This is a genomic window from Streptomyces rubellomurinus (genome assembly GCF_000961885.1).
Classification (GTDB): Bacteria; Actinomycetota; Actinomycetes; order Streptomycetales; family Streptomycetaceae; genus Kitasatospora; species Kitasatospora rubellomurina.
The window spans coordinates 1-25,492 of the sequence record NZ_JZKH01000053.1 but is presented as its reverse complement, the minus strand read 5'-3'; the positions used below and the strand labels follow the sequence as shown (position 1 = coordinate 25,492).

General features: G+C 74.1%; 25 protein-coding genes. 9 read left to right on the top strand and 16 right to left on the bottom strand.

Annotation, left to right across the window (positions count from 1 at the left end):
• Window positions 1-53: 53 nt before the first annotated feature.
• A complete protein-coding gene (gene exaC, locus VM95_RS23680; protein WP_045700077.1) occupies window positions 54-1,577 on the top strand; it encodes an acetaldehyde dehydrogenase ExaC in 1,524 nt (507 codons plus the stop codon).
• Window positions 1,578-1,795: 218 nt separating this feature from the next.
• Window positions 1,796-2,122 (top strand): nuclear transport factor 2-like protein, encoded by a 327-nt coding sequence (locus VM95_RS23675; RefSeq protein WP_045700076.1) that lies wholly within the window; start codon window positions 1,796-1,798, stop codon window positions 2,120-2,122.
• Between the two features lie 129 nt (window positions 2,123-2,251).
• Here the strand turns inward: VM95_RS23675 and VM95_RS23670 are convergent, their stop codons facing one another.
• A complete protein-coding gene (locus tag VM95_RS23670) occupies window positions 2,252-3,472 on the bottom strand; it encodes a serine hydrolase domain-containing protein (protein WP_045700075.1) in 1,221 nt (406 codons plus the stop codon).
• A gap of 89 nt (window positions 3,473-3,561) precedes the next feature.
• On the opposite strand from VM95_RS23670, the gene VM95_RS23665 reads away from it, so the two are divergent.
• The 3 genes from VM95_RS23665 to VM95_RS23655 all read left to right on the top strand — a co-directional run bounded on the left by VM95_RS23665 (window position 3,562) and on the right by VM95_RS23655 (window position 6,980).
• The gene (locus VM95_RS23665; RefSeq protein ID WP_045700102.1) at window positions 3,562-4,077 is read left to right on the top strand and encodes an NUDIX hydrolase; all 516 of its coding nucleotides are present in this window, start codon (window positions 3,562-3,564) and stop codon (window positions 4,075-4,077) included.
• A gap of 60 nt (window positions 4,078-4,137) precedes the next feature.
• Window positions 4,138-4,995 carry a TetR/AcrR family transcriptional regulator gene (locus tag VM95_RS23660; RefSeq protein WP_078860436.1) on the top strand — a complete coding sequence of 286 codons (858 nt, stop codon included), beginning with the start codon at window positions 4,138-4,140 and terminating at the stop codon, window positions 4,993-4,995.
• A 140-nt stretch (window positions 4,996-5,135) separates the two neighbouring features.
• A complete protein-coding gene (locus tag VM95_RS23655) occupies window positions 5,136-6,980 on the top strand; it encodes a hypothetical protein (RefSeq protein WP_045700074.1) in 1,845 nt (614 codons plus the stop codon).
• 204 nt (window positions 6,981-7,184) lie between these two features.
• Here VM95_RS23655 and VM95_RS23650 read toward each other — a convergent pair whose 3' ends face one another.
• The 11 genes from VM95_RS23650 to VM95_RS23600 all read right to left on the bottom strand — a co-directional run bounded on the left by VM95_RS23650 (window position 7,185) and on the right by VM95_RS23600 (window position 18,046).
• Window positions 7,185-7,898: a spermidine synthase family protein gene (locus VM95_RS23650; RefSeq protein WP_045700073.1), complete on the bottom strand. Its 714-nt coding sequence runs from the start codon at window positions 7,896-7,898 to the stop codon at window positions 7,185-7,187.
• A 100-nt stretch (window positions 7,899-7,998) separates the two neighbouring features.
• The gene (locus VM95_RS23645) at window positions 7,999-9,102 is read right to left on the bottom strand and encodes a YeiH family protein (protein ID WP_078860438.1); all 1,104 of its coding nucleotides are present in this window, start codon (window positions 9,100-9,102) and stop codon (window positions 7,999-8,001) included.
• Window positions 9,103-9,110: 8 nt separating this feature from the next.
• Window positions 9,111-9,692, bottom strand: coding sequence for a cysteine dioxygenase family protein (locus VM95_RS23640; RefSeq protein WP_045700072.1), 582 nt, complete (start codon window positions 9,690-9,692; stop codon window positions 9,111-9,113).
• 76 nt (window positions 9,693-9,768) lie between these two features.
• Window positions 9,769-10,674 (bottom strand): LysR family transcriptional regulator, encoded by a 906-nt coding sequence (locus VM95_RS23635; RefSeq protein WP_045700099.1) that lies wholly within the window; start codon window positions 10,672-10,674, stop codon window positions 9,769-9,771.
• 118 nt (window positions 10,675-10,792) lie between these two features.
• Window positions 10,793-11,662, bottom strand: a complete 870-nt coding sequence (locus VM95_RS23630) for an amino acid ABC transporter permease (protein WP_045700071.1) — start codon at window positions 11,660-11,662, stop codon at window positions 10,793-10,795.
• Complete coding sequence (locus VM95_RS23625; RefSeq protein ID WP_045700070.1) at window positions 11,659-12,303, bottom strand: amino acid ABC transporter permease; 645 nt, start codon at window positions 12,301-12,303, stop codon at window positions 11,659-11,661. The genes VM95_RS23630 and VM95_RS23625 overlap by 4 nt, the downstream gene beginning before the upstream one ends.
• A 13-nt stretch (window positions 12,304-12,316) precedes the next feature.
• Window positions 12,317-13,264: a glutamate ABC transporter substrate-binding protein gene (locus VM95_RS23620; protein ID WP_425265347.1), complete on the bottom strand. Its 948-nt coding sequence runs from the start codon at window positions 13,262-13,264 to the stop codon at window positions 12,317-12,319.
• A gap of 9 nt (window positions 13,265-13,273) precedes the next feature.
• Entirely contained in the window at window positions 13,274-14,002 is a 729-nt protein-coding gene (locus VM95_RS23615; RefSeq protein ID WP_045700097.1) for an amino acid ABC transporter ATP-binding protein, read from the bottom strand.
• Window positions 14,003-14,049: 47 nt separating this feature from the next.
• The gene (locus tag VM95_RS23610) at window positions 14,050-14,295 is read right to left on the bottom strand and encodes a lipopolysaccharide assembly protein LapA domain-containing protein (protein ID WP_045700069.1); all 246 of its coding nucleotides are present in this window, start codon (window positions 14,293-14,295) and stop codon (window positions 14,050-14,052) included.
• Window positions 14,296-14,412: 117 nt separating this feature from the next.
• Window positions 14,413-16,185, bottom strand: coding sequence for an ABC transporter ATP-binding protein (locus tag VM95_RS23605; protein ID WP_045700068.1), 1,773 nt, complete (start codon window positions 16,183-16,185; stop codon window positions 14,413-14,415).
• 91 nt (window positions 16,186-16,276) lie between these two features.
• The gene (locus VM95_RS23600; RefSeq protein ID WP_045700067.1) at window positions 16,277-18,046 is read right to left on the bottom strand and encodes an ABC transporter transmembrane domain-containing protein; all 1,770 of its coding nucleotides are present in this window, start codon (window positions 18,044-18,046) and stop codon (window positions 16,277-16,279) included.
• Window positions 18,047-18,550: 504 nt separating this feature from the next.
• Here VM95_RS23600 and VM95_RS23595 point away from each other — a divergent pair.
• On the top strand, window positions 18,551-19,417 hold the full coding sequence (locus tag VM95_RS23595) for an aldo/keto reductase (protein ID WP_045700066.1): 867 nt from the start codon (window positions 18,551-18,553) through the stop codon (window positions 19,415-19,417).
• 227 nt (window positions 19,418-19,644) lie between these two features.
• Here VM95_RS23595 and VM95_RS44590 read toward each other — a convergent pair whose 3' ends face one another.
• Window positions 19,645-20,541, bottom strand: a complete 897-nt coding sequence (locus tag VM95_RS44590) for a MarR family winged helix-turn-helix transcriptional regulator (protein WP_279616849.1) — start codon at window positions 20,539-20,541, stop codon at window positions 19,645-19,647.
• Window positions 20,542-20,917: 376 nt separating this feature from the next.
• Between VM95_RS44590 and fabG the strand changes: the two genes are divergently transcribed.
• Both fabG and VM95_RS23580 read left to right on the top strand, forming a co-directional pair.
• A complete protein-coding gene (gene fabG / locus VM95_RS23585; protein ID WP_045700065.1) occupies window positions 20,918-21,685 on the top strand; it encodes a 3-oxoacyl-ACP reductase FabG in 768 nt (255 codons plus the stop codon).
• Between the two features lie 243 nt (window positions 21,686-21,928).
• Window positions 21,929-22,735 carry a phosphatase PAP2 family protein gene (locus VM95_RS23580; protein WP_341846027.1) on the top strand — a complete coding sequence of 269 codons (807 nt, stop codon included), beginning with the start codon at window positions 21,929-21,931 and terminating at the stop codon, window positions 22,733-22,735.
• A 60-nt stretch (window positions 22,736-22,795) separates the two neighbouring features.
• Here VM95_RS23580 and VM95_RS23575 read toward each other — a convergent pair whose 3' ends face one another.
• Window positions 22,796-22,987, bottom strand: coding sequence for an I78 family peptidase inhibitor (locus tag VM95_RS23575; RefSeq protein WP_045700064.1), 192 nt, complete (start codon window positions 22,985-22,987; stop codon window positions 22,796-22,798).
• Window positions 22,988-23,094: 107 nt separating this feature from the next.
• Between VM95_RS23575 and VM95_RS23570 the strand changes: the two genes are divergently transcribed.
• The gene (locus tag VM95_RS23570) at window positions 23,095-23,370 is read left to right on the top strand and encodes a DUF6343 family protein (protein ID WP_045700063.1); all 276 of its coding nucleotides are present in this window, start codon (window positions 23,095-23,097) and stop codon (window positions 23,368-23,370) included.
• A gap of 84 nt (window positions 23,371-23,454) precedes the next feature.
• Here the strand turns inward: VM95_RS23570 and VM95_RS23565 are convergent, their stop codons facing one another.
• Together VM95_RS23565 and VM95_RS23560 are read right to left on the bottom strand one after the other, a co-directional pair.
• On the bottom strand, window positions 23,455-24,855 hold the full coding sequence (locus VM95_RS23565) for an aspartate aminotransferase family protein (RefSeq protein ID WP_045700062.1): 1,401 nt from the start codon (window positions 24,853-24,855) through the stop codon (window positions 23,455-23,457).
• The coding region (locus tag VM95_RS23560) for a transketolase C-terminal domain-containing protein (RefSeq protein WP_045700061.1) at window positions 24,845-25,492 on the bottom strand (648 nt) is incomplete at its 5' end. The genes VM95_RS23565 and VM95_RS23560, both read right to left, overlap by 11 nt.

Genomic DNA, 25,492 nt, shown 5'->3' with positions numbered 1-25,492 from the left:
CGCGGCCCGGCCACCGCCCGGCCGCGCCCGACGTCGCGAGGAGACACCAGAGCATGACGGTCTACCAGCCCCCCGGCTCCCCCGGCAGCATCGTCGCCTACCGCCCGCGCTACGAGCACTGGATCGGCGGCGAGTGGCGCCCGCCGGTGCGCGGCGAGTACTTCGGCGACCCGAGCCCGGTCAACGGCGAGGTGTTCACCGAGGTCGCCCGCGGCACCGCCGAGGACATCGAGGCCGCCCTGGACGCCGCCCACGCCGCCGCGCCCGCCTGGGGCCGCACGGCGCCCGCCGAACGGGCCCAGGTGCTGCTGCGGCTGGCCGACCGGATGGAGGCCAACCTGGAGCAGCTGGCCGTCGCGGAGAGCTGGGAGAACGGCAAGGCGGTGCGCGAGACGCTGGCCGCCGATCTGCCGCTCGCCGTCGACCACCTGCGCTACTTCGCCGGCGCGCTGCGGGCCCAGGAGGGCGGCCTGTCCCAGCTGGACGAGGACACCGTGGCCTACCACTTCCACGAGCCGCTGGGCGTGGTCGGCCAGATCATCCCGTGGAACTTCCCGCTCCTGATGGCGGTCTGGAAGCTCGCCCCGGCACTCGCCGCGGGCAACGCGGTGGTGCTCAAGCCGGCCGAGCAGACCCCGGCCTCGGTGCTGCTGCTGGCCGAGCTCACCGCCGACCTGCTGCCGCCCGGCGTGGTCAACATCGTCACCGGCTTCGGCGAGGAGGCCGGCGCGCCGCTGGCCGCCAGCCCCCGGGTCCGCAAGCTCGCCTTCACCGGCGAGACCAGCACCGGCCGGCTGATCGCCCGCGCCGCCGCCGAGAACCTGATCCCGGCCACCCTGGAGCTGGGCGGCAAGAGCCCCAACCTGTTCTTCGCGGACGTCGCCGCCGCCCAGGACGCCTTCTACGACAAGGCCGTCGAGGGCTTCGCGATGTTCGCCCTCAACCAGGGCGAGGTCTGCACCTGCCCGAGCCGGGCGCTGATCGAGTCCTCGGTCTACGAGCGGCTGCTGGGCGACGGCCTGGAGCGGGTGCGCGGCCTGCGCCAGGGCAACCCGCTGGACACCGACACCCAGATCGGCGCCCAGGCCAGCGCCGAGCAGCTGAAGAAGATCCTCTCCTACTTCGAGATCGGCCAGGCCGAGGGCGCCAAGGTGCTGCTCGGCGGCGAGCGCGCGGACCTCGGCGGCGCCCTGGCCGGCGGGTACTACGTGACGCCGACGGTCTTCGAGGGCGTCAACAGCATGCGGGTCTTCCAGGAGGAGATCTTCGGCCCGGTCGTCTCGGTGACCCGCTTCGACGGCTTCGACGAGGCGGTCGCGCTGGCCAACGACACCCAGTACGGGCTCGGCGCCGGCGTGTGGACCCGGGACGTCAACACCGCGCACCGGGCCGGCCGGGCCATCCAGGCCGGCCGGGTCTGGACGAACTGCTACCACGCCTACCCGGCCCACGCGGCCTTCGGCGGCTACAAGAACTCCGGCATCGGCCGGGAGGGCCACAAGGCGCTGCTGGAGCACTACCAGCAGACCAAGAACCTGCTGGTCAGCTACTCCCCCGACGCGACCGGGCTGTTCTAGCGGCCGCCGGCGGACGGAACGGAGTGGAGCGGGAGGCCCGAACGGACCTCCCGCTCCACCGCCACTCCCCGTGGCGGGCCCGCAGGGCGAAATCACCCGATTCGGGATCCAAGCACATCAATCCGGTGATTTTGCCGACGCGCCGCCGACATGCCCGGACGGCCCCCGCGAACGCCCTAAACAGGGACTCCCGTCCCCTCCGCACCCAGGGAGTCCCGATGACCATCGCCCCCGCCAAGCTCTCCGACCCGACCGTCCGCGCCCTGGTCACCGCGATCAACGCGAACGACCGCGACGCCTTCCTCGCCCTGCTCGCCCCGGACGCGACCATGTCCGACGACGGCTCCGACCGCGACCTGCTGCCCTGGATCGACCGGGAGATCTTCGGCTCCCACGGCCACATGGAGGTCCAGACCGAGGCGGACGGCGGCCGCGCGCTGGTCGCGAACTTCCGCAACGAGACCTGGGGCGAGATGCGCACCGCCTGGCGCTTCACGGTCACCAGCGGCGGAAGGATCAGCCGCTTCGAGACCGGCCAGGCCTGACTCCCCGGCCGCAGGGCCCTCCAGGACCGTTCAGGACCTTCAGGACCGTTCAGGTCGGTTCAGGACGGCTCAGGTCGGTTCAGGACGGCTCAGGTCGGTTCAGGACGGCTCAGGTCGGTTCAGGACGGCTCAGGACAGCCCCAGGCACCCCCGCACCGCGCGGATCAGGTTGCGCGAGCGCACGTCCCCGGTGACGCCCGGCTGCATGCCGTTGGTGACGTAGCCGAACCCCAGCCCGAGGTCCGGGTCGGCGAAGCCCAGGCAGCCGCCCCGGCCCGGGTGGCCGAAGCTCGCCGGGGAGGCCATCGGCGCGGTCGGGCCGTGCCGCCAGAAACCCAGGCCGAAGGTGGAGTTGACGATCAGCACCCGGTCCGGGCCGCTCACCGCCGGGCCGAGCGCGCGGCTCAGCACCTCGGGCCCGAGCAGCGGCGGCAGCAGCGCGCCGGAGCCGTCCGCCCGGTCGGCCGCGCCGATCAGCGCCGCGTAGAAGCGGGCCAGCGAGCGGGCGGTGCCGATGCCGTTCCCCCCGGGGATCTCGGCGGCGTGCACCGCCGGGTCGTTGAGGTCCACCGTGGGGCCGACCGAGGCGAAGGAGCGGGCGGTCAGCGAGGTCGGGTCCTGATAGGCGTCCCGGACGGACTGCTTGGGGCGCAGCCGCAGCCCGCTCGGGCCGCTGCGGGCCGCCTCGGGCGCGGGCAGGTCGACCAGCCGGCCGACCCGGGCCTCGGCGGCGGCCGGCAGGCCGATCCACAGGTCCAGTCCGAGCGGGCGGGCGATCTCCTCGGCGAAGTACCGTCCGACGCTGCGGCCGCTCGCCCGCCGCACCACCTCGCCGACCAGCCAGCCGAAGGTGTACGGGTGGTAGCCGTGCGCGGTGCCGGGCTCCCAGGCGGGCGCCTGCGCGGCGACGGCGGCCGCGGCGCGCTCCCAGGTCAGCACGTCCTCCAGCCGCAGCGGCTCGTCCAGCGCGGGCAGGCCGGCCTGGTGCGAGAGCAGCCAGCGCACCGGCATCTCGCCCTTGCCCTCCGCCTTGAACTCCGGCCAGTACGAGGCCACCGGCGCGTCCAGGTCCAGCTGGCCGCGCTCGGCCAGCAGCAGCGCGACGGTCGCGGTCAGGCCCTTGGTGACCGAGCGCAGCACCTGTGCGGTGTCCGCCGTCCAGGGGACGGCCGGCGCGGGCCGCCCGCCGACCTCGGGCCGGGCGTCGCCGCCCCACAGGTCGACCACCTTGCGGCCGCGCACGTACAGCGCGAAGGCCGCGCCCAGCTCGCCGTACTCGGCGAAGTTGCGCGCGAAGGCCGCCCGTACCGGCTCGAAGCCCTCGGCCGTCCCGCCCCAGATCTGCACCACAGCGCGCCGCCCTCAGCTCGTTTTCCTGACCAGGTCATGGTTTCCCGATCGTCCTACGAATCGGGCCCGGAAACCTTAACGTGTCGATCATGAGCAACCCTTCCGAAGAACTGCTGGACGTCGTCGACGAACAGGACCGGGTGGTCGGGACCGCCCTGCGCGGGGAGGTGTACCGGCAGGGTCTGACCCACCGGTGCGTCTTCGTCCTGGTCCGCGACCCGCACGGCCGGATCTTCGTCCACCGCCGCACCGACACCAAGCTGTTCGCCCCGGGCGCCTACGACATGTTCGTCGGCGGAGTCGTCGGCTCCGGCGAGACCTACGCCGACGCCGCCGTCCGCGAGGCCCAGGAGGAGCTGGGCGTGACGGGCATCGCCCCGCGCCCGCTCTTCAAGTTCCTCTACCGGGACGACGCGGCCGGCCTGTCCTGGTGGTGCGACACGTATGAGGCCGAGTGGGACGGCCCGGTCTCCCCGCAGGTGTCCGAAGTCGCCTGGCACGACTGGATCACCCACGCCGAGCTCGCCGAGCGACTCGCCCGGGACGCCTTCGTCCCGGACGGCGTGGAGGCCTACCGCCGCTACCTGGAGCTGCGGGCCGGCTGACCGGGCGCCGGGCCCGCGGCCGCATGGGCGTTCGAGCGCCCGCCTTATAGGGTGGCGCGCATGGCCTCCCGTACGCCGTCGCCGACGGCCGACCGCGTCGAACGGACCTCCGCAGCCGACCGGGGCGCGACCGGCGAGCGGCCGCGCCGGCGCCTCAGCGTGGACGAGCGGCGCGAACAGCTGATCGCCGTCGCCCTGGAGCTGTTCAGCCGGCGCCCGCCGGAGGAGGTGTCGATCGACGACATCGCCGCCGCCGCGGGCGCCTCCCGGCCGCTGGTCTACCACTACTTCCCCGGCAAGCAGGCGATCTACGAGGAGTCCCTGCGGCGGGCCGGGCAGGAGCTGTCGGCCCGCTTCGAGGAACCGATGGAGGGGCCTCTGTCCGAGCGGCTGTACCGGGTGATGGGCCGCTACCTGGACTTCGTGCACAGCCACGGGCCCGGCTTCGCGGCGCTGCTGCGCGGCGGCTCGGTGGCGGCCAGCGCGGGCACCTCGGCGGTGATCGACGAGGTCCGCCGGGCCGCGCACGACCAGATCCTCGCCCACCTGGCGCTCCCCGCGCCGAGCCCCGGCCTGCGGCTGGCCGTCCGGGCCTGGATCGCCAACGCGGAGATCACCTCGCTGGAGTGGCTGTCCGAGCGCTCGGTGCCGCTGGAGGACCTGCAGCTGCACCTGGTGCAGGAGTTCGTCGCGGCGCTCACCCTCACGGCCGCCCGGGAGCCGGAACTCGCCGCCGAACTCGCCGGGTTCTTCGCCGACGAGCGGCCGGACGGCCCGACCGGGCGCCTGGTGCGGGACCTCGCCGGCCTGTTCGCCGTCCCCGGCCTCCCGGAGGCGGTCACCGCGCTGGCCACCGCCACCGGGGCCGAGGCAGGCCCGCGGGCCACCGAGGGCGGCGCCGGGACCGCCGTCGAATGATCATCGGGTGATCCTGCGGTTCAACCCGGGTGGCGGCCTCTGATAGGAATGGGCGGGGATCCGACGGCACGCCACCCCGGGCGCGACCGCTCCGACCCGAACCACCGACGACAGACGCAGCAGAGCGGGGGGCTCACCAGGTGACCCAGGACGTCCAGTTCAGCCCGGAGGCCAACCCCTTCGCGGCCGCGGAACAGGTCTGCGCGACCCTCGGCACGCTCACCGACGCCCTGTTCGACCACCGCACCACCCGCCACCCGGCGGCCTCGCTGACCGCCCTGCGCGAGGCCCACCACCCCGCCGCCGAGGCCCTGTTCGGGCTCCCGCTGGCCCCCAACGGGCCGGTGCACACCGCCCTCGACCGGCTCGGCACGGTGATCACCGCCGGGACGGCCCGCCCCGGCAGCGGCGCCCGCCTCGCCGACCGGGCCACCACCGACCTGCACGAGCGCTACGGCGGCGGGGCGGTGCGCGGGGCCATCGCCGACCGGGGCACCACCTCGGCCGCGCTGTTCCAGCTGCCGGTCACCGGCGAGTTCGCCGACGCCAAGCTGCGCCCGCCGTTCACCCCGGCGCTGGCCGCGCTGGCGGCCGGGCAGCAGACCCGGCAGCCCGTCGAACTGCCCACCGGCGCGGGCGCCGAGGTCCGGCTGGTCGTCCCGCCGGGCTTCCACGCGCTGACCTCCCCGGGCGGGCCCGCCGGGGCCACCGCCCGGACCGTCCCGGCCCGGCGGCCCGGCACGGCCGCAGCCGACCCGGCCGCGCTCGCGGCGGCCGAGGAGCTGACCGGACACCTGGGCGAGGTCGCCGACGAGCTGTTCGGCGGCGCCGGCCCGGAGCCGCGCCGCGACTTCGCGGTGATCACCGCCACCCTCGCCGACCTGTTCCAGGACTCCGGGACGGCCTACGCGGGCGTCTGCGCCCTGGAGTCGGACGGGCGCGCCACGGACGCCGCGCTGGTCGTCTCGCTCGCCCGGCACCCGCTGCCGATCACCGGGCTCGCCACCGAACTGGCCACCGTACGGCGGCACGCCGAGGTGTGGACGGTCCTGCTGCCGGCCGGGCCGGCGGCCGTCCTGGTCGAGGCGCGGACCGTCCCGGTGCCCGCGCCGCTCGCCGCGGACGGGCAGCGGCGCTGGGTCGTCACCTCGGTGGTCGAGGCCTTCGTGCCGCTGCCGGACGGCGGCACCGTGCTCTGCGTCCAGCTGTCCACGGCGCGGCCGGAGGACTGGGAGCTGTACACCGGGGCGTTCGCGGAACTGCTGAAGAGCATCCAGTTCGGCTGGGACGGGGAGGCGGTACGGCCGGCGGCCGGGCCCGCTCCCGCCGCCGTTCCCGCGCCGGCGACCGACCCGGTGATCGACCCGGTGATCGACCCGGTGCCGGCCGCCCCGGTCGGTGCCCCGCCCGTGGACTTCAACCCCTTCGCCCCGGTCGCCGAACCCGAGCCGGCCCCGCGGCCCACCCCCGCGCCGAGCCCGGAGCCCGCCGCCGAGGCGGTCGCAGCGGTCGCCGAGGAGGCCGTCGCCGAAGCCGTCGAGGTCGTCGAGGAGGAGCCGAAGCCACGCAAGGGCACCCCCGTCCTGATCCCCCCGCCGGACTTCGACCCCTTCGCCCCGCCCACCATGCCCCTCACCCCGGCCGCCGAGCCCGCGGCGGCCGCCGGAGCGGGCGCGGCCCCCGACCCGTTCGGCACGACGGTCGCGGCCGAGCAGCCGCGCGACCCGTTCGGCACCACCGTCGCCTCGGACGGCCCGGCCGTCCCGCCGCCGCCCAGCACCCCGCCGCGCATCCCGGCACCGGCCGAGGCCGTGGCGGAGGCCGCCGAGGACGAGGAGCCGAAGCCGCGCAAGGGCACGCCCGTGATGATCCCGCCGCCGGACTTCGACCCCTTCGCTCCGCCGACGATGCCCCTCACCCCGCCGGACGAGCCCACGGCCGAGGCCGAGGCGGACCGGACGCCGGAGCACCGCCCCTTCGGCTGAGCCCGGCTCCCCCGGGGGCCAGGGAACAAGAAACAACAAACAGCGAACAGATAACAGATTTCAACATCTGTTATCTGTTCGCTGAAAGTTGTCGGCTGAACTCTGTTCGCCGTTCGCCGCTCTCCGTTCGCGCGCGACCGACACCCGTACCGCCGAGGAGGGCCGACGACTCGCCAACTCCCCCCGGCAGCAGCCGGGTTCAGCTCAGTCGGCGACCCTCCGGGCCAGGTGGACCACGTCCGGCACGCCCCGGCTGACCGGGATCTCGTGCGTCACCACGTCGGCGAAGCCCGCCGCGCGCAGCGCCTCCTCGAAGGCGCTCGAAGGCTGCGCGCTCCACACCGCCAGCACCCCGCCCGGCCGCAGCCGCCGCCAGAGCGCGGCGAGCCCGTCGGCGCCGTACAGCCCGTCGTTGGAGTCGGTGACGGTCCAGTCCGGCCCGTTGTCGATGTCGAGGCAGAGCGCGTCGAAGCGCTCGCCGTCCTCCGCCGCCAAGTACTCCAGCAGGTCGGTGTGGAGCACCGCGACCCGCTCGTCCCCCAGCGCGCCGCCGGAGAAGGCGCCGAGCGGCCCGCCGCGGTGCCAGTCGATGATCGCGCTCTCCCGCTCGACGACAGCGATCCGCCCCCAGCGCGGTTCGGCCGCCGCGTAGGCGAGCGAGAATCCGACGCCGAGGCCGCCGATCAGCACCGAGGGCCGCTCGGCACCGCCGCCGGTGCGCTCCAGCTCGTCCAGCGCCGCCTGGATCAGCAGCCGCTCGGAGCGGCCGTCCACGGTGTCCATCAGGAAGCAGCCGTTGACGATGATCTCGTAGTGCTGCCCGCGCTGCCGCAGGACCGCCTCGCCGTACGGGCCCTCCCGGCGGTCGAGGGTCACGACGGCGTCGTCGCCGTTGCGTTCGGGCAGTGCGGTCGTCATCCGGCTTCCTCGGCGAACTCGGGTGCAGGGGCTCCCGGTCGGGCGGGTACGCCCGACCGGGTACCCGCCCGACAATAGCGGAGCCGCCCGTACGCCCCGGTCAGGTCGTGACCAGCACTCCCGCGTACGAAACGCCCGCGACGACCACCCAGGAGGCCAGCCCGAGCAGGGCGATCCGCCCGCCGGTGCGGATCATGGTCGGCAGGTGCACGGCGCTGCCGAGCCCGAACAGCGCGGCGGCCAGCAGCAGTTCCTGGGCGTCCCCGGCCAGGCCCAGCGCCCGCTCGGGCAGCACCCCGGTGGTGCGCAGCACGATCATCGCCAGGAATCCGGCCACGAACAGCGGGACGATCGGCGGCCGCGCACCCGCCTTCGCCGACCCGGCTCCGCCCTCGGCCCCGCCCTCGGCCTCGGTCCCGGCGTCGGCGGCCCGGCCCTTCACCCACCGGGCCTGCCGCCGCACCGCGACGGCCACCCCGGCGACCAGCGGCGCCAGCAGCACGACCCGCATCAGCTTGACCAGGACGGCCTCCCGCAGCGCCCCCGCCCCGCCGCTCTGCGCGGTGGCGACGACCTGCCCGACGTCGTGCACGCTCGCGCCGACCCACCGCCCGAACTCCACGTCGCCGAGCCCCAACGGCTGCTGGAGCAGCGGCAGTACGGCGATCGCCAGCGTCCCGCACAGGGTGACCAGCGCGACCGACGACGCCACGTCCTCCTCGTCGCTGCCGGCCGCCTGGCTGACCGCGCCGATCGCCGAGGCGCCGCAGATCGAGTACCCGGTGGCGACCAGCAGCGGCTGGTCGCCGGGCAGGCCGAGCCGGCGCCCGAGCCACAGCGTCCCGGTGAAGGTCGCGGCGACCACCGCGAGCACCATGGCGACGGTGGCCCAGCCGAGGCCGAGCACGTCGCCGAGGCTCAGCTTGAGCCCGAGCAGCACGATGCCCAGGCGCATCAGCCGCTTCCCGGCCAGGGACAGCCCCGGGCGGGCGACCCCGCGCACCACCGGACGCAGCCCGGGCAGGTGGGCGGCCGCCATGCCGAGCACGACGGCCGCGGTGAGCTTGGGCACGGCCGGCACGGCCGCGTGGACGCCGATCGCGGCGGCCACCCCGGCCGCCGCGAGCAGCAGGCCGGGGGCGTCCCCGCCGAGCGGGGGCAGCGAGCGGGTGCGGACGGCGCGCTGCTTGAGGGTGAGTGCCACGCCGCCGCTCACTGCTCCTGGTCGGCGGGCAGCCGGTAGACCCGGCGGATGCTGGTGCCGAGCCGGGAGACGTCCGCGCCGTACACGTGGATGGAGATGGCGGTGGTGCTGCACGCGTTGCGCACCAGGTGGATGTCGCCGGGCGGGGCGAAGGCGGCGACGCTGCCGGCCGGGCCGGCGACGTGCTCGGTCTCGACGAGCCGGGCGGTGCGGCCGTCCGAGACGAGCCGGTAGCGGGTCTCGCTCTCCTGGCCCTGGTGGACGCCGGCCACGCACCAGGAGACGTGGTCGTGGATGCAGGTCTGCTGCCCGGGCAGCCAGACCAGGGCGACGACGGAGAAGCTGCCGTCCTCCTCGGCGTGCACGACGTGCTGGCGGTAGCGCTGCGGGTCGCCCTCCTGCTGGGCGGGGGTGAGCAGGGCGTCCGGCCCGTCCGTCGCCGCCAGCAGGTGCGGGGCGAGGCGTTCGCCGACCAGGTAGGCGGTGAGTTCCGGGGGCAGTCCGCGGTCCACCACGGCCCGGATCTCGCTGATCAGCGCGGTCATCCGCTCGGTGAGTCGGTCACTGCCGACGGTGGAGGGGGGTGTCATGGGAGCAGGTTCGGACGAACCGACCCATCACGTCCAACGAGGGTTCCTAAGCGATACCCCCACTACTGCTTATGTGTCAGCATCCGACCCGGCTCGCCGCCGCCCGCCGCAGGTGGTCCAGCACCAGCCCGGTGGCGGGGATGCGCCGGTGCTCGCGCAGCACGTAGGCGCTGACCTGCCGCCGCAGGTGCGGCTCGACGGCCCGCCCGGTGACCTTGCGGTGGCACATGAAGGAGAGCACCAGCGCGGGCATCAGCGCGATCCCGACCCCGGCGGCGACCAGGCTCTGGACCGCGAGGTTGTCGTCGGTGGAGAACACGATGTCCGGCGCGAAGCCCTCCTCCGCGCAGACCTGCAGCAGGTTGGCCCGGCAGCGCGGGCAGCCGGCGATCCACCGCTCGCCGTCGAGGTCGGCGAGCCGGACGGCGTGCCGGCGGCCGAGCGGGTGCCCGACCGGCAGCAGCACGGTGAGCAGGTCCTCCATCAGCGGGATCTCGTCGAGCCCGTCCGGCACCTCGGTGGGCGCGCCCGGGTAACGGAACGCCAGCGCGATGTCGCACTCCCCGCGCAGCAGCCGCTGGACGGAGTCCGGCGGCTCGGCCTCCAGCAGTTCGACCCGCACGCCGGGGTGCTCGGCGAGGAGGCGGGCCATCGCCTCGGGTATCAGGGTGGCGTTGGCGCTAGGGAAGGCGCACACCCGCACCCGCCCGGCGCGCAGCCGGGCGAGCGCGGCGAGCTGCTGCTGGGCGGCGGAGAGGCTGCCGAGGATGAGTTCGGCGTGCCGGGAGAGCGTCTCGCCGGCCTCGGTGAGCCGCAGCCCGCGCCCGGCGCGGGTGAACAGCGGCACGCCCACGGTGCGTTCGAGGGCCTTCATCTGCTGGGTGATGGCGGGTTGGGTGTAGCCGAGCTCGCGCGCGGCGGCGGAGTACGAGCCGGCCCTGACCACCTCGTGGAACGTCCTGATGTGCCGCGAGTCGAACACCGGCTCCATGGCCCCTCCGCCCGGTCGTCTGCCGTCGATCCCCGCAATCATAAGAGGAAATTGGAGATACCGGCCCGGACCTCATCCGCACCTATGGTTCAAGCCCGAACCGGCCTGCTCACTGCTGCGCCGACGGCGGCAGCCCCATCGCCACCCCGGCCTTGGCGACCGGCACCCCGCCCTTCACGCTCGGGCTGCGCCGGCTGCGCCGCTCGACCCAGCGGGCCAGCCAGGACAGCAGCAGGCACATGCCGATGTAGATCGGCGCGATCACGATCACCACCGGGATGAACGGCAGGTCGTAGTCCAGGTTGGTGGCGATCAGCTTGCCCGCGTGCAGGAACTCCTCGTAGGTGATCAGGAAGCCGAGCGAGGTGTCCTTGAGCGCGACCACCAGCTGGCTGATGATCGCCGGCAGCATCGCCCGGTTGGCCTGCGGCACCAGGACGTACGCCATCACCTGGGTCTTGCGCATGCCGAGCGCGTACGCCGCCTCCCGCTGCCCCTTGGGCACCGCGAGGACGCCGGCCCGGAACACCTCGGCCAGCACCGAGCCGTTGTACAGCACCAGCCCGGCGACCAGCGCCCACAGCGGCTGCACCTTGAGGGCGACGAACACGAAGAAGATCATCACCAGCAGCGGCATGGCCCGGAAGAACTCCACCACCAGGGTGGAGAGCCAGCGCACCACCCGGTGGTCGGACAGCCGCCCGGCCGCGAACAGCGCGCCGAAGGGCAGCGCGAACAGCACCGTCCAGGCGAAGGCCCGCAGGGTGTTGCCGAGCCCGCGCAGCAGCAGGTCCTGCACGCCCCGGTACTCGAAGGGCTCCCACTTGGCGTAGGTGAACTGGTGGGTGTGGAACAGCATGTAGACCACCCAGCCGACCAGCGCCGCGATCAGCAGCAGCGCGATCCCGCCGTACAGCCGGTGCCGGGCCAGCGCCTTCGGGCCGGGGATGTCGTACAGCGCCGAGGATTCAACGGTCATCGGGACACCGCCACTCGTCGTTCCAGCAGGTTGAAGACGGCGCTGACGGCCAGGGTGATGATCAGGTAGCCGACCGCGATCCAGACGAAGGTCCAGATGATGCTGTAGCCGAGCTCGTTGATGGTCCGGTAGGTGCCCAGCAGCTCGGTCACGCTGAACGAGCCGGCGATCGCCGTGTTCTTCGCCAGCGCGATCATCACGCTGCCGATCGGCGCCACCACCGAGCGGTACGCCTGCGGCATCACCACCAGGCCCATCGTCTGCCCGAAGCTCATGCCCAGGCTGCGGGCCGCCTCGCCCTGCCCGGTCGGCACCGTGTTGATGCCCGAGCGCATCGCCTCGCAGACGAACGCCGAGGTGTAGCAGCCGAGCGCGAGCACCGCGAAGGTGTAGAAGGGCAGCGTGATGTCGAAGCGCGGCAGGCCCAGCACCACGATGAAGAACAGCAGGGTGAGCGGCGTGTTGCGCAGCACCGTCACCCACACCGTGCCGAACACCCGCAGCGGACGCACGGGCGAGACCCGGAAGCCCGCGATCAGCACCCCCAGTACCAGGGACAGCACGCCGCTCACCGCGAACAGCGAGAGCGTGCCGAGGAAGCCGTCCCAGTAGGTCGACCAGTTGTCGGTCAGCGTCTTCACAGCGCGGCCCTCCTCAGTACCGGTCGATCGGCGGCGGGGTCGGCGCGGGCTCCCCGGACAGGCCGAGGGTCGCGTCGAAGGCCCTCTTCCAGTCGCCGTTCTGCTCGTGGCTCGCCAGCGCGTCGTTCAGCGCCGCGCGCAGCGCGGTGTCGTTCTTCGGGGTCCCGATCCCGTACGGCTCCTTGGAGAACAGCGGCCCGACGACCTTGAGCTCGTCCGGCACCTTGGCGGCGTAGCCGAGCAGGATCGCGTTGTCCGTGGTGACGGCGTCGACCTGGTCGGTGATCAGGTTGTCCACGCAGGCCGAGTAGGTGTCGTAGCCGATCAGGTGCGCCTTCGGGTACTGCGACTGGATGCGCTGGTACGGCGTCGAGCCGGCCGCCGAGCAGACCTTCCGGCCGTCCAGGTCCTGCGGCCCGTGGATGCGGTCGTCGTTCTTGCGCACCAGCAGCGACTGCCCGGCGACGAAGTACGGGCCGGCGAAGCCGACCAGCTTCTTGCGGTTGTCGTTGATGGTGTAGGTGCCGACGTAGTAGTCCACCTGGCCGTTCTGCAGGGCGGTCTCGCGGTTGGCCGAGGCGATGGTCTTGAACTGGATCCGCTCGGGCGGGAAGCCGAGCGAGGCGCCGACCATCTTGGCGATCTCGATGTCGAAGCCGGAGTACACGCCGGTGGCCGGGTTCTTCTGGCCCAGGTACGGCTGGTCCTCCTTGGCGCCGACGACCAGGTGGCCCCGGCCGCGGGCGGCGTCCAGGGTCGGCGAGCCGGTGATCGACGCGGCGTCCCGCACCTGGTAGCTCGGCAGGGAGCTGGGCTGCGGGCCCTTGGGCGGCGGGGTGCCGGCCTTGCCGCAGCCGGCCGCGAGGACGGCGAGCAGGAGCGCGACGGCCAGCGGACGGGTGCGCGGACGGAATCGCGGGCGGGTGCGCGGGCGCGCGGCGCGCGTCGTCGTACGGTTCACGGCGCCGCCTCAGTGCTTCAGGATCTTGGACAGGAAGTCCCGGGCGCGTTCGCTCTCGGGGGCGCTGAAGAAGTCCTCCGGGGCGCGGTCCTCGACGATCCGGCCGTCCGCCATGAAGACCACCCGGTTCGCGGAGGCCCGGGCGAAGCCCATCTCGTGGGTGACCACGATCATGGTCATGCCCTCGTGGGCGAGCTGGCGCATGACGTCCAGCACCTCGTTGATCATCTCGGGGTCGAGCGCCGAGGTCGGCTCGTCGAACAGCAGCGCCTTCGGCTCCATGGCCAGGGCCCGGGCGATCGCCACCCGCTGCTGCTGCCCGCCGGACAGCTGCGCCGGGTACTTGCCGGCGTGCGCTTCGAGGCCGACCCGCTCCAGCAGGGCCCGGGACTTGGCGTCCGCCTCGGCCTTGGCCCGGCCGCGGACCTTGATCTGGGCGAGCGAGACGTTCTGCAGCACGGTCTTGTGCGCGAACAGGTTGAAGGACTGGAACACCATGCCGACCTCGGCGCGCAGCCGGGCCAGCCCCTTGCCCTCCTCGGGCAGCGGCTCGCCGTCGATCAGGATGGTGCCGCGCTCGATCGGCTCCAGCCGGTTGATCGCCCGGCAGAGCGTCGACTTGCCGGAGCCGGACGGACCGATGACCACGACCACCTCGCCGCGGCCGACCGTCAGCTCGATGTCCTGCAGCACGTGCAGGTCCCCGAAGTGCTTGTTGACGCCGCGCAGTTCGATCAGCGGGGTGAAGGACGAGGCGCCGGCCGGGGCCGGCTCGGGGGCGGCGCTCACCGGCCGCGCCGTCCCTTCAGCAGCCAGCCCAGCACGGCGCCCGCGACCAGGGTGGCCAGCAGCGCGATCCACAGCGGCGCGGTCACGGTGAACACCCAGAACTGGATCTTCACCTTGTCGAGGTTGGCGAACAGGAACCACACGGCGAGGATCACGATGACGCCGATCCCGATGTACCGGGTGGGAATCCCACCGATCTCGCTGCGCTGTGGGCGGGCCGAGCCGTCTGAAATCTTGGTCACCGGAGCAGTCTGCGGGCGGCGGCACCGATTTGCCCGGTTACGCGCCCTTCCGGGCGAGGGAGTAACCCGCACGGGGCAATCCGGCCCCGTGCGGGTTTGAGCCCGGCCGACGAGGCGTCAGCGCTCGTCGCGCCAGGAGCGCCACAGTGCCGCGTACGGGCCGCCCGCCGCGACCAGCTCGGGGTGGCTGCCGTACTCGCTGATCCGACCGCCCTCGACCACCGCGATCACGTCCGCGTCGTGCGCGGTGTGCAGCCGGTGCGCGATCGCGATGACGGTGCGGCCCTCCAGCACCCGGGAGAGCGAGCGCTCCAGGTGCCGGGCGGCGCGCGGGTCCAGCAGCGAGGTGGCCTCGTCCAGCACCAGGGTGTGCGGATCGGCCAGCACCAGCCGGGCCAGGGCGAGTTGCTGGGCCTGCGGCGGGGTCAGCGCGGTGCCGCCGGAGCCGACCTCGGTGTCCAGGCCCTCGGGCAGCGCGGCCGCCCAGCCCCCGGCGTCCACCGCGTCCAGCGCCGCCCGCAGCTCGGTGTCGTCCGCCGCGGGCGCGGCCAGGCGCAGGTTGTCCCGCAGCGTGCCGACGAAGACGTGGTGCTCCTGGTTCACCAGGGCGACCTCGGCCCGCACCCGCTCGGCCGGCATCCGGGAGAGCGCCGCCCCGCCCAGGGTGACGCTGCCCCGGCCGGGGGCGTAGATCCCGGCCAGCAGCCGCCCCAGGGTCGACTTGCCCGCCCCGGACGGCCCGACCAGCGCGACCCGGCTGCCCGGGGCGACGTCCAGGCTGATCCCGTGCAGCACGTCGGCGCCCTCGCGGTAGCCGAAGCGGACGTCCCGGGCCTCGACCCGGCGGCCGTCCGGACGGGCCGACTCGTCCCCCTCGTGCTCCGGCACCTCGCGCACGCCCACCAGCCGGGCCAGCGAGGCCTGGCCGATCTGCAGCTCGTCGTACCAGCGCAGGATCAGGTCCACCGGGGCGGTCAGCTGCTGCGCGTACAGCACGCCGGCCGTCAACTGGCCGACCGTGATCCAGCCCCGGAGCGTGAACAGCCCGCCCAGCACCAGCGTGCCGAGCACCGCCGCGGTGTACGCCGTGTCGATGGTCGGGAACCAGACCGAGCGCAGCCACAGCGTGTACCGCTCCCAGGCCAGCCACTCGCCGAGCTTGCGGTCCGTCAGCCGGACCCGCTGCTCGCCCAGGCGCAGCGCCTCGACCGTCCGCCCGGCGTCCACCGTCTCGGCCAGCACGTTGCTCACCGCCGCGTACCCGGCCGCCTCGTTGCGGTACGACGTCGGCGCCCGCCGGAAGTACCAGCGGGAGCTGACCAGCAGCAGCGGCAGCCCGACCAGCGAAGTGAGCGCGAGCAGCGGCGAGGTGACCAGCAGCGCGCCGAGCACCAGCAGCAACGACACGACGGCGACGGCGAGTTCGGGCACCGCCTCGCGGATCGACTTGTCCAGCCGGTCGACGTCGGTGGTGCCCCGGGACACCAGGTCGCCGGTGCCGGCCCGCTCCAGCACGCCGGTGGGCAGCGCCACCGAGCGGACCAGGAAGTCCTCGCGCAGGTCGGCCAGCACCCGCTCGCCGAGCACGGCCCCGCGCAACCGGGACCAGCCGGTGAACGCGGACTGCACCGCCAGGGCCAGCAGGTACCAGCCGACCGCCACCGCGATGGTGCCCTCGGCGGTGCCGGTGGCCAGCGACTCGACCAGGCTGCCGAGCACCCAGGGGCCGACCAGGCCGGCCACGGTGGCCACCGAGTGCAGCGCGACCACCGCCGAGAAGCCACCGCGGTGGCGTCTGGCGAGCAGCCGCAGGTAGGCGCGCACGGCGGCCGGGGAGCCGACCGGCAGGGTGGTGGCCGGCCCCTGCTCCCGATGGACGGGGGGCTTCATGACGTGCTCCTCGGATGCGTGGGGGAATGGACGGCGGGAGGGCGGCGGGGCGGGAGCGCCCGGCCCCTCGGGAGATTCGCCCGGGTCCGGCTCACACCGCCTCCCCGAGCGGCTGCGCCTCGTCGCGGGTGACGGCGGCCCGGTAGGCGGGCTCCTCCCGCATCAGCTCGCGGTGCCGGCCGGCCGCGACGGCCCGGCCGTCGCGCAGCAGCACCACCCGGTCGGCCCGGTCGAGCAGCAGCGGGCTGGTCGCGAACACCACGGTGGTGCGCCCGGCCCGCAGGCCGTGCAGCCCGGCGGCGATCCGCTCCTCGGTGTGCGCGTCCACCGCGCTGGTGGGCTCGTCCAGGACGAGCACCGGCGGGTCGGCCAGCAGCGCGCGGGCCAGCGCGAGCCGCTGGCGCTGCCCGCCGGACAACGAGCGCCCGCGCTCGGCGACCCGGGCCCGCATGGCGTCGCCGCCGCAGTCCGGCGTGCCGTCGACCAGGGCCTCCAGGACGTCCTCGCAGCGGGCGGCGGCCAGCGCCTCGGCCGCCGGCACCCGCCCGGCGCCGGGGACGTCGAACAGCTCGGCCAGGGTGCCCGAGAGCAGCACCGGGTCCTTGTCGTGGACCAGCACCGCCGCCCTGGCCTCGGCCAGCGGCACCGCGTCCAGCTCCGTCCCGCCGAGCCGGACGGAGGGCTGCTCCGACTCGCCCTCGGCGAGCGGGACGTGCCCGCCCAGGCGCTCGGCGAGCGCCCCGGCGAAGTCCGGGTCGCCGCACACCACGGCGGTCAACTCGCCCGCCCGCGCGGTGAGTCCGGTCGCCGGGTCGTGCAGGTCGGCCTTGCCGGGGCGGGTCAACGCGGCCTCGGCCGCCCCGCTGGTCCGGCTGAGCGAGAGCACCCGGACGGCCCGCCCGGCGGAGACCCGGGCGACGCTCCAGGCGTGCGCGGCCTCGCCCAGGATGCGCAGCGGCGACGCCAGGAAGGCGGTGGCGCCGTACACCGCGATCAGGGTGCCCACGGCCAGCTCCCCGGAGGCGGCCAGCCGGGCGCCGTACCAGGTGACGCCGACCACGAACAGGCCGGGCAGCAGCACTTCCTGAGTCTGCATCAGGGCGGAGATCCGGGCCGAGCGGACGGCGGCGGCGCGGACCTTCTGGGAGGCGGCCCGGTAGCGGTCCAGGAACAGCTCCTCGCCGCCGATGCCGCGCAGCACCCGCAGCCCGGCCACCGTGTCGGCGGCCAGCTCGGCGGCCTTGCCGCCGAGCTCGCGCTGGCGCGCGTAGCGCCGCTCGAACGGGCCGATCAGCGGCCACATCGAGGCCGCCAGCACCGGCACGCCGAGCAGCACGCCGATCCCGAGCGCCGGCTCGGTGAGCAGCACCACCGAGCTGACGGCGAGCCAGACCAGCACCGAGGCCCGCACCCGGGCGTTCAGCTCGACGTACCAGCCGATCCGCTCGACGTCCCCGCTGCCGACCGCGACCACCTCGCCGGTGGCGATCCGGCGGGACAGCCCGGACCCCAGGTGCGAGGCCTGCCGGGCCACCAACTGCCTTACGTGGGTGGCCGCGTGGATCCAGTTCCAGACCGCCTGACGGTGCAGCAGCACGGCGCCGGCCGCCGCGGCGGCGGCCAGCAGCGCGGCGAGGCCGCCGGCCCGCCAGATCCCGGCCGGGTCGCCGTCGACGGCGGCCTGCACGCCGTGGCCGAGCGCCACCGGCAGGGCGGCCTGGCCGCCCATCTCCACCAGGGCCCACAGGGTGGCGAGCACCTGCCCGCGCCGCTGGGCGCGGCCGAGCCAGCGCAGGAAGGCGGTGGGCGAGGTCAGATCGGGCCGGCCGGGGTCGGCCAGCGGCAGGGGGGTGAGCGGCATGACACTCCGATGCGGAAGGGCGCGGGGGAACGCGGCGGTGCGGGGGTGCGCGAGCCCGGGGACAGGGCGCGGGGGCGCAGGGGCAGGGGCGGACGGCGGCGCGGGGCCCGGCTTCGGGAGGCGGGCCGGCCGCCCGACCGCGCGGCGGCGTCGGAGGCGACGCCGGAACGACGGCGTCGACCCGCCGGGGGCGGGGCGCCGTGCGACGACGGACGACGGGAAGGGCACGAAGGGCCCTGATCTCAGGAGGTCATGGCCGCGAGCCTGCCAACCGGAATGTGATCCGCGCAACAGGTTTTTCCCGCCCCGGCCGGCCGCCCCCCGCCCCCAACCCGCTCACAACCCGGCCAGGCCCCGGACGGGCCCCGCCCGGGCCCCGGCCGGGCCCCGGCCGGGCCCCGGCCGGGCCGCCGCGAGATTCGCCCGAACGGCGGGAACAATCCCGCCCGGGCACCGGTTGCCCCGAGTGAAACCACCCGCACCACCGGAAGGCACCGCGTCCCCGTGAGCACCATCCCCAGCGTCACCCTCAACGACGGCTCCCGGATCCCGCAGCTCGGTTTCGGCGTCTGGCAGGTCCCGGACGCCGAGGCCACCACCGCCGTCCGCGCCGCGATCGAGGCGGGCTACCGCTCCATCGACACCGCGGCCGTGTACGAGAACGAGGCCGGCACCGGCCGGGCGATCACCGAGGCGCTGGCGAGCGGCGCCGTCGCCCGCGAGGACCTGTACGTCACCACCAAGCTGTGGAACTCGGGCACCCGTGACTGGTCCGGCGAGCAGGGCCGCGACGCGGTGCTGCGCGAGTTCGACGCCTCGCTGGCCAAGCTGGGCCTCGACTACGTCGACCTCTACCTGATCCACTGGCCGCGCCCGATGCACGGCAGCTTCCCGAACATCTGGAAGGCCTTCGAGCAGCTGAAGGCGGACGGCCGGGTCAAGTCGGTCGGCGTCTCCAACTTCGGCCCGGAGCAGCTGACCCGCCTGCTGGCCGAGTCCTCCGTCACCCCGGTGCTGAACCAGGTCGAGCTGCACCCGTACTTCCCGCAGACGGAGCTGCGCGCCTTCCACGCCGAGCACGGCATCGCCACCGAGGCGTGGAGCCCGCTGGGCCAGGGCGGCGAGCTGCTGGCCGAGCCGGCGCTGGTGAAGATCGCCGAGAAGCACGGCCGCACGGTGGCCCAGGTGGTGCTGCGCTGGCACCTGCAGAGCGGTGTGATCGCCATCCCGAAGTCCGTCACCCCGTCCCGCATCCGGGAGAACCTGGACGTGGCCGGCTTCGAGCTGGACGCCGAGGACCTCGCGGCGGTCGCCGGCGTCGCCACCGGCAAGCGGATCGGTCCGGACCCGCAGGGCTTCGACTGGAACTGACGGAGCACCGGGCGGCGGCCTCGAACGCCCCGCGGCGGCGCCCGTCCTGACGCCCCGCCACCCCCGGAACGACCGAAGGACCGCCGGCCCCCACACGGGGGCCGGCGGTCCTTCACGCGTCACGGGCACCGCACGGCACCCGGCGACACCACCTCACCGCACGCGACGCGCGCCGGAGCCTTCCGACCGTTGGCGAATCGTTTTGGCGGTGATGTGTGCGACGTCGGCTACAGCCTGGCCGCCTTGCCGATGAGCGCGAGCGCAGCCTCGTGCTCCTCCTCGGCCAGCGGGGCGAGCAGCAGCCGCTGGACCTCGGCCACGCCGGCCGCCGACCGGTGCAGCAGGTCCTGCCCCGCCGGCGAGAGCGAGAGCAGGTTGCGCCGCCCGTCCGAGGGGTCGCGCCGGCGCTGCACCAGACCGCGGCGCACCAGCCGGCTGACCATCTCGGCCATGGTGGCCTTGTCCAGCGAGGCCAGCTCGCCGACCGTGCGCTGGTCCGCGCCCGGTTCCAGCTCCAGCGCGTCCAGCACCGCGTACTGCGGCGCCGTCAGCTCCGAGCCGACGTGCTCGGACCAGAGCTTGGTGTGCACCTGCTGGCCGACCCTGATCAGGTAGCCGATCGCCCGCTGGGCGTCCAGTATCGGCCGCGCGTCCGTCATGACGGCGACGGCCGCGGGCTCCAGCCTGGCTATCTTGGCCATCACCCGGACGATCTCGACCTGCTCCTCCGCCGTCAGCGGCTCGAACAGGACGCGCTGCACGCGGACCACCCCGCCGGTGGCCTCGCGCACCGCCTGGGCCCCGCTCTGCGAGAGAGCGAGCAACTTGCGCCGGCCGTCGGCCGGGTCGCGCCTGCGCAGCACCAGGCCACGGCGGACCAGCCGCGCGACCATCTCGGCCATCGTCGCCTTGTCCAGCGAGGCACGCTCGCCGACCGTCCGCTGGTCCGCGCCCGGTTCCAGGGCGAGCACCAGCAGAACGGCGAACTGCGGAGCCGTGAGATCGGCTCCGACGTGTTCGGACCACAGACGGGTGTGAACCTGCTGCGCAACGCGAATGAGGTGTCCGGGCGACTGCTGCAGTCGCGCGGACACGCGGGTTGTCGGGATCTCCCCCAGCACCATGTATCCGTCCCGATGTCACACCCGGTGTGTGTGGGACACCCGGGTGGGGCAGTTACGGCGAGTGGGCGTCCAGCTATGAGGGAGGGCGCTCCAGCCGTGCAGCCGGTGGCTGCTGGCGGACACTATACAAACGGCGGGCCCTTGCTGGCAGGCAGGGGCGGATAGTAGACGCAGGTTCGGCAACATTGGCATATTTACGCGCTGCGACCCGCTTGCAGTAACCCGGATTCAGCAGAAAGCCGACCGGTCGGTCCTTACCGACCGTCACCTGCGGCTCTCCGCCCTGGCCGCGCCCCCTACCCGCCGGTAGGGTGTGGCCACCCTCTCCGGGGGCGCTCCCCCGGAGGCAGACCCCCGAGAGAGACGAGTTGTGGGCATGACCGAGCAGAGCACCGCCACCCGGGTCGCCGTCGTCACCGGCGCCGCCCGCGGCCTGGGCGCCGCGACCGCCGTCCGGCTGGCCGAGGACGGCTACGCGGTGGCCGTCCTGGACCTGGACGAGGCCGCCGGCAAGGACACCGTCGACCGGATCACCGCCGCCGGCGGCCGGGCCCTGGCGGTCGGCGCCGACGTCTCGGACGCCGAGCAGGTGCAGGCCGCCGTCGACCGCGTCGCCGCCGAACTGGGAGCCCCGGTCGTCCTGGTCAACAACGCCGGCGTCCTGCGCGACAACCTCCTCTTCAAGATGTCGGAGTCGGACTGGGACACGGTCATGAACGTGCACCTGCGCGGCGCCTTCCTGATGACCCGCGCGGTGCAGAAGCACATGGTGGACGCCGGTTTCGGCCGGATCGTCAACCTGTCCTCCTCATCGGCCCAGGGCAACCGCGGCCAGGCCAACTACTCGGCCGCCAAGGCCGGCCTGCAGGGCTTCACCAAGACTTTGGCCATCGAGCTCGGCAAGTTCGGCATCACCGCCAACGCGGTCGCCCCGGGCTTCATCGCCACGGACATGACGGCGGCCACCGCGGCCCGGGTCGGCATGGACTTCGAGGCCTTCCAGCACGCCGCAGCCTCTCAGATCCCGGTCCAGCGGGTCGGTCAGCCTGAGGATGTCGCCCACACCATCTCGTTCCTCGCCAGCGAGGGCGCCGGCTTCGTGTCCGGTCAGGTGATCTACGTGGCGGGCGGCCCCCTCGACTGAGCCCTTCCCGAGCACGGAACCTACACAGGGTGACCACGGAGCGGGGAGCCGGCCGAGCCGGCTCCCCGCTCCTATTCCTTTACCGGGACTTTTGCGAAATCATTCGAAGACAACACTGGTCCTCGCTCGAATAATCGAGAAAACCGACCGCCCGACCGCACCCGATCGACCTGTTTGTCGATTTCCCGGGAAAATGACAATTCCCCTCGGAATGACCCTTCCCGAATGGGTATGGTCACCTCCGTGCCAGTCAGAATTACCCCCGCCGTCCCGATTCAGCGGCGCGGGCCGGAACACCGCACCTCCGCCCGGCCCGGCCCCCGAGCCGCCGACCACGCCCACCGTGCCCACCGCGCCCACCGGCCGCCCGGCCCCGGCCGCCCCGAGCCCGCCTGGCCGCCGCTGAGCCGCCGCCACACCGCCCTGCTCCTCGCCACCTGCGCCGCCTACCTGCTGGTGCTCGCCGGGGTGCTGCTCAACACCGAACTGGTCGACCTCGACTGGTCGGTCCGGCTGCTGCGCCCGTACGAGCGCTGGCCCCGGCTGGAGCCGCTGCTCGACACCTGGGTGGTGGCCGGCCAGCGCGGCCCCTCGGCGATCGCCGCCTTCGCCTGGCTCGCCTGGCGCGCCCACCGGCTCGGCCGGCTGCGGCCGCTGCTGGTGATGGCGGTCGCGCTGCTGCTGCTGAACGTCACGGTCGGCGCGGTCAAGATCGTCACCGGGCGGCTCGGCCCGCACTACGCCCAGTACGTCGGCTCGCCCGAGCTGTTCTCCGGCGGCACCATCTTCCCCTCCGGCCACACCGCCAACGCCGTGGTCACCTGGGGCGTGCTCGCCTACCTGGCCGCCCGCTGGCGGCGCACCGGCGCCGTGATCGCCGCCGCGACGGCCTGCTCGATCGGCCTCACCACGGTCTACCTCGGCACCCACTGGGTCACCGACGTGCTGGCCGGCTGGGCCGCCGGCCTGCTGGTGCTGCTGTCGCTGCCGCTGCTGGAGCCGCTGGTCGCCGCAGCCGAACGGCGGCTGGCCCGACGCTTCGGCCGCTGACGCCCGCGCCGCGCCGACACCCGCGCCGACCCCGTCCCGACACCCGCGCCGCGGAGCGCGTCACCCCTCCCAGCCGCGCTCGACCACCCCGTCACGCACCACCAGGTTGAGCCGCCCCTCCCGGTGGTCCATGGTCATCATCGCCCCCGGCTCCAGCACCCGGACCGACGCCCAGCCGTGCCGCTCGGCCAGCTCCCGGGCCCGCTCGACGCCCAGCCCCGTGTAACGCCCGGCGTCCGCCGCCTCCGCCATCGCCCCTCCCCGGACTCGCCCCGCCGCCGCACCGGCCCGTACCGGCACCGATCCCGGACGTACGCTGGAAGGGTAGCCCCACCCGCCGCGGCCCGGAGGTGACCGGCATGCGCACCACCACCCCGCGACGGCGGTGGCGCAGCGGCACCGAGCCCGCCACCGCCCGCAGCGACCTCAAGCTGCGCTTCCTGCTCTCGCTCGCCTTCACGCCGCTGTTCGCGCTGGCGACGCTCGGCTTCGCGCTCTGGGCGGCCGCCTCCCCCGCGTTCGGCGCCCCGAGCCGGGGCACCCTGATCGGCTTCGCGGTGGCCTGCGGCGTGCTCACCCTGTTCGCCGCCGTGGACCTCGCGGTGGTCGTCCGCCGCCGCCGGACCGAGCTCTGACGCGGTGTCTCCCCGGAGCGGGAAGTCGGCCCGGCCGACTTCCCGCTCCGCGCACACCCCGACCGCTCCGCACACCCCGACCGCTCAGCGGTTGCCGAGCGACTGCTTCACCAATGTCCGCCCGAAGTCCCACATCAACCCGCTGCCCCGGTGGGCATCGTCCATGATGTCGGTGAAGGCGTCCACGAACCGGTCCACGTCCCGCTCGGTGATGATCAGCGGCGGAATCAGCTTGATCACCTCCAGGTGGTCCCCGGACACCTGGGTGAGGATGCGGTGGCGCTGCAGCAGCGGCACGACGACCATCTGCGCGAACAGCCCCTTGCGCGCCGCCTGCAGCGCCGTCCAGCCGGTGCGCAGCTTGAGCGACTTGGGCCGGCCGAACTCGATGCCGATCATCAGTCCGCGCCCGCGCACCTCGGCCAGCAGCTCGTAGCGGTCGACCAGCGCGGCCAGCCGCTCGCGGAGCTGGTCGCCGACCTTCCGGGCGTTGTCCACCACCCGCTCGTCCTCCAGCACCCGCAGCGTCGCCAGCCCGGCCGCCATCGCCTGGTTGTTCGAGCCGAAGCTACTTGAGTGGACCAGCACCCGGTCCATCGAGGAGTACACCTTCTCGAAGATCCAGCCCTTGCCGAGCGTCGCCCCGATCGGCACGTACCCGCCGGAGAGCGCCTTGGCGGCGCACACCAGGTCGGGCAGCACGCCGTCCTCGTGCTGGTAGGCGAAGAACTCGCCGGTGCGCCCGATCCCGGTCTGCACCTCGTCGCAGATCAGCAGCGCCTTGTGCTCGTGCAGCAGCGCCTGGGCGGCGCGCAGCCAGCCGGGCGGCGGCGCGAGGACGCCCTTGCCCTGGATCGGCTCGACGATCAGGGCCGCGACGTCGCCGCGCTTGAGCTCCTTGGCCAGCGCCCCGATGTCGCCGAGCGGGATGGCGGTGTCCGGCAGCAGCGGGTCGAAGCCCTTGCGGAAGCCGCTCTCCCCGTTGACGGACAGCGAGCCGGTGGTCAGCCCGTGGAAGGCGTGGTCGGCGTACAGGATCCGCTTGCGGCCGGTGGCGTACCGGGCGAACTTGAGCGCCGTCTCGACGGCCTCGGTGCCGCTGTTGCCGAAGAACACCCGGTCGAGCCCGGGCGCGTACGACAGCAGCCGCTCGGCGAGCAGCCCGGCCAGCGGCGAGCAGTCGAAGCGGACGAGGTCCGGCAGGTCCAGGTCCATCACCTGCTGGACGGCCGAGCGCACCACCGGGTGGTGGCGGCCGAGCGCGAAGATGCCGAAGCCGGCCAGCATGTCCAGGTACTCGTGGCCCTCGGCGTCGTAGAAGTACGGGCCCTCGGCGCGCTCGTAGTACTTGTCGAAACCGATGGTGTGCAGCATCCGCGACAGCTGCGGGTTGACGTAGCGGCTGTTCAACTCGTAGCGCTCCCCGCCGCGTTCGGCGAGCAGCTGGGCGAGGTCGAAGGCGGGGCGGTCGGGGTCAGCCGGCATGGCGCGGGTTCGCTCCTCGGGTCGGTAGCAGGTTCTTGGCGAAGACGGCGGTCTGGGCCGCGACCCCGGTGCCGGTCAGGCCGGCCTCCTCCAGGATCTCGCCGCGCGAGGCGTGCGCCAGGAACTCCTGCGGCAGGCCGAGCACCCGCGCGGGCACGTCCACGTCGGCGTCGCGCAGCGCCTGGGCGACGGCCGAACCGACGCCGCCCACCCGGCCGTTGTCCTCGACGGTGACCACCAGCCGGTGGGCGGCGGCGAGTTCGGCCAGCCCCGGGTCGACGGGCTTGACCCAGCGCGGGTCGACGACGGTCGCGGTGAAGCCCTCGGCGAGCAGCAGCCGGGCGGCGTCCAGGCAGGCCGGTGCGGTGGTGCCGACCGAGACCAGCAGGATCTCCGGCAGCGGGCCGGTGCGCAGCAGCACGTCGACGCCGCCGATCCGCTCGACGGCGGGGACGGCGGGGCCGACGGTCCCCTTGGGGAAGCGGATCACGGTGGGCGCGTGGTCGACGGCGACGGCCTCGCGCAGCTGGGCGCGCAGCTGGTCGGCGTCGCGCGGGGCGGCGAGCCGCAGGCCGGGGACGACCTGGAGGATCGACATGTCCCACATGCCGTGGTGCGAGGCGCCGTCCGGCCCGGT

What these genes read in the sequence shown, in the direction of transcription:
- exaC (WP_045700077.1), top strand. Translation starts at nt 54, where the DNA reads ATGACGGTCTACCAGCCCCCCGGCTCCCCCGGCAGCATCGTCGCCTAC.
- VM95_RS23675 (WP_045700076.1), top strand. Translation starts at nt 1,796, where the DNA reads ATGACCATCGCCCCCGCCAAGCTCTCCGACCCGACCGTCCGCGCCCTG.
- VM95_RS23665 (WP_045700102.1), top strand. Translation starts at nt 3,562, where the DNA reads ATGAGCAACCCTTCCGAAGAACTGCTGGACGTCGTCGACGAACAGGAC.
- VM95_RS23660 (WP_078860436.1), top strand. Translation starts at nt 4,138, where the DNA reads ATGGCCTCCCGTACGCCGTCGCCGACGGCCGACCGCGTCGAACGGACC.
- VM95_RS23650 (WP_045700073.1), bottom strand. Translation starts at nt 7,898, where the DNA reads ATGACGACCGCACTGCCCGAACGCAACGGCGACGACGCCGTCGTGACC.
- VM95_RS23640 (WP_045700072.1), bottom strand. Translation starts at nt 9,692, where the DNA reads ATGACACCCCCCTCCACCGTCGGCAGTGACCGACTCACCGAGCGGATG.
- VM95_RS23630 (WP_045700071.1), bottom strand. Translation starts at nt 11,662, where the DNA reads ATGACCGTTGAATCCTCGGCGCTGTACGACATCCCCGGCCCGAAGGCG.
- VM95_RS23605 (WP_045700068.1), bottom strand. Translation starts at nt 16,185, where the DNA reads ATGAAGCCCCCCGTCCATCGGGAGCAGGGGCCGGCCACCACCCTGCCG.
- VM95_RS23600 (WP_045700067.1), bottom strand. Translation starts at nt 18,046, where the DNA reads ATGCCGCTCACCCCCCTGCCGCTGGCCGACCCCGGCCGGCCCGATCTG.
- VM95_RS44590 (WP_279616849.1), bottom strand. Translation starts at nt 20,541, where the DNA reads ATGGTGCTGGGGGAGATCCCGACAACCCGCGTGTCCGCGCGACTGCAG.
- fabG (WP_045700065.1), top strand. Translation starts at nt 20,918, where the DNA reads ATGACCGAGCAGAGCACCGCCACCCGGGTCGCCGTCGTCACCGGCGCC.
- VM95_RS23575 (WP_045700064.1), bottom strand. Translation starts at nt 22,987, where the DNA reads ATGGCGGAGGCGGCGGACGCCGGGCGTTACACGGGGCTGGGCGTCGAG.
- VM95_RS23570 (WP_045700063.1), top strand. Translation starts at nt 23,095, where the DNA reads ATGCGCACCACCACCCCGCGACGGCGGTGGCGCAGCGGCACCGAGCCC.
- VM95_RS23565 (WP_045700062.1), bottom strand. Translation starts at nt 24,855, where the DNA reads ATGCCGGCTGACCCCGACCGCCCCGCCTTCGACCTCGCCCAGCTGCTC.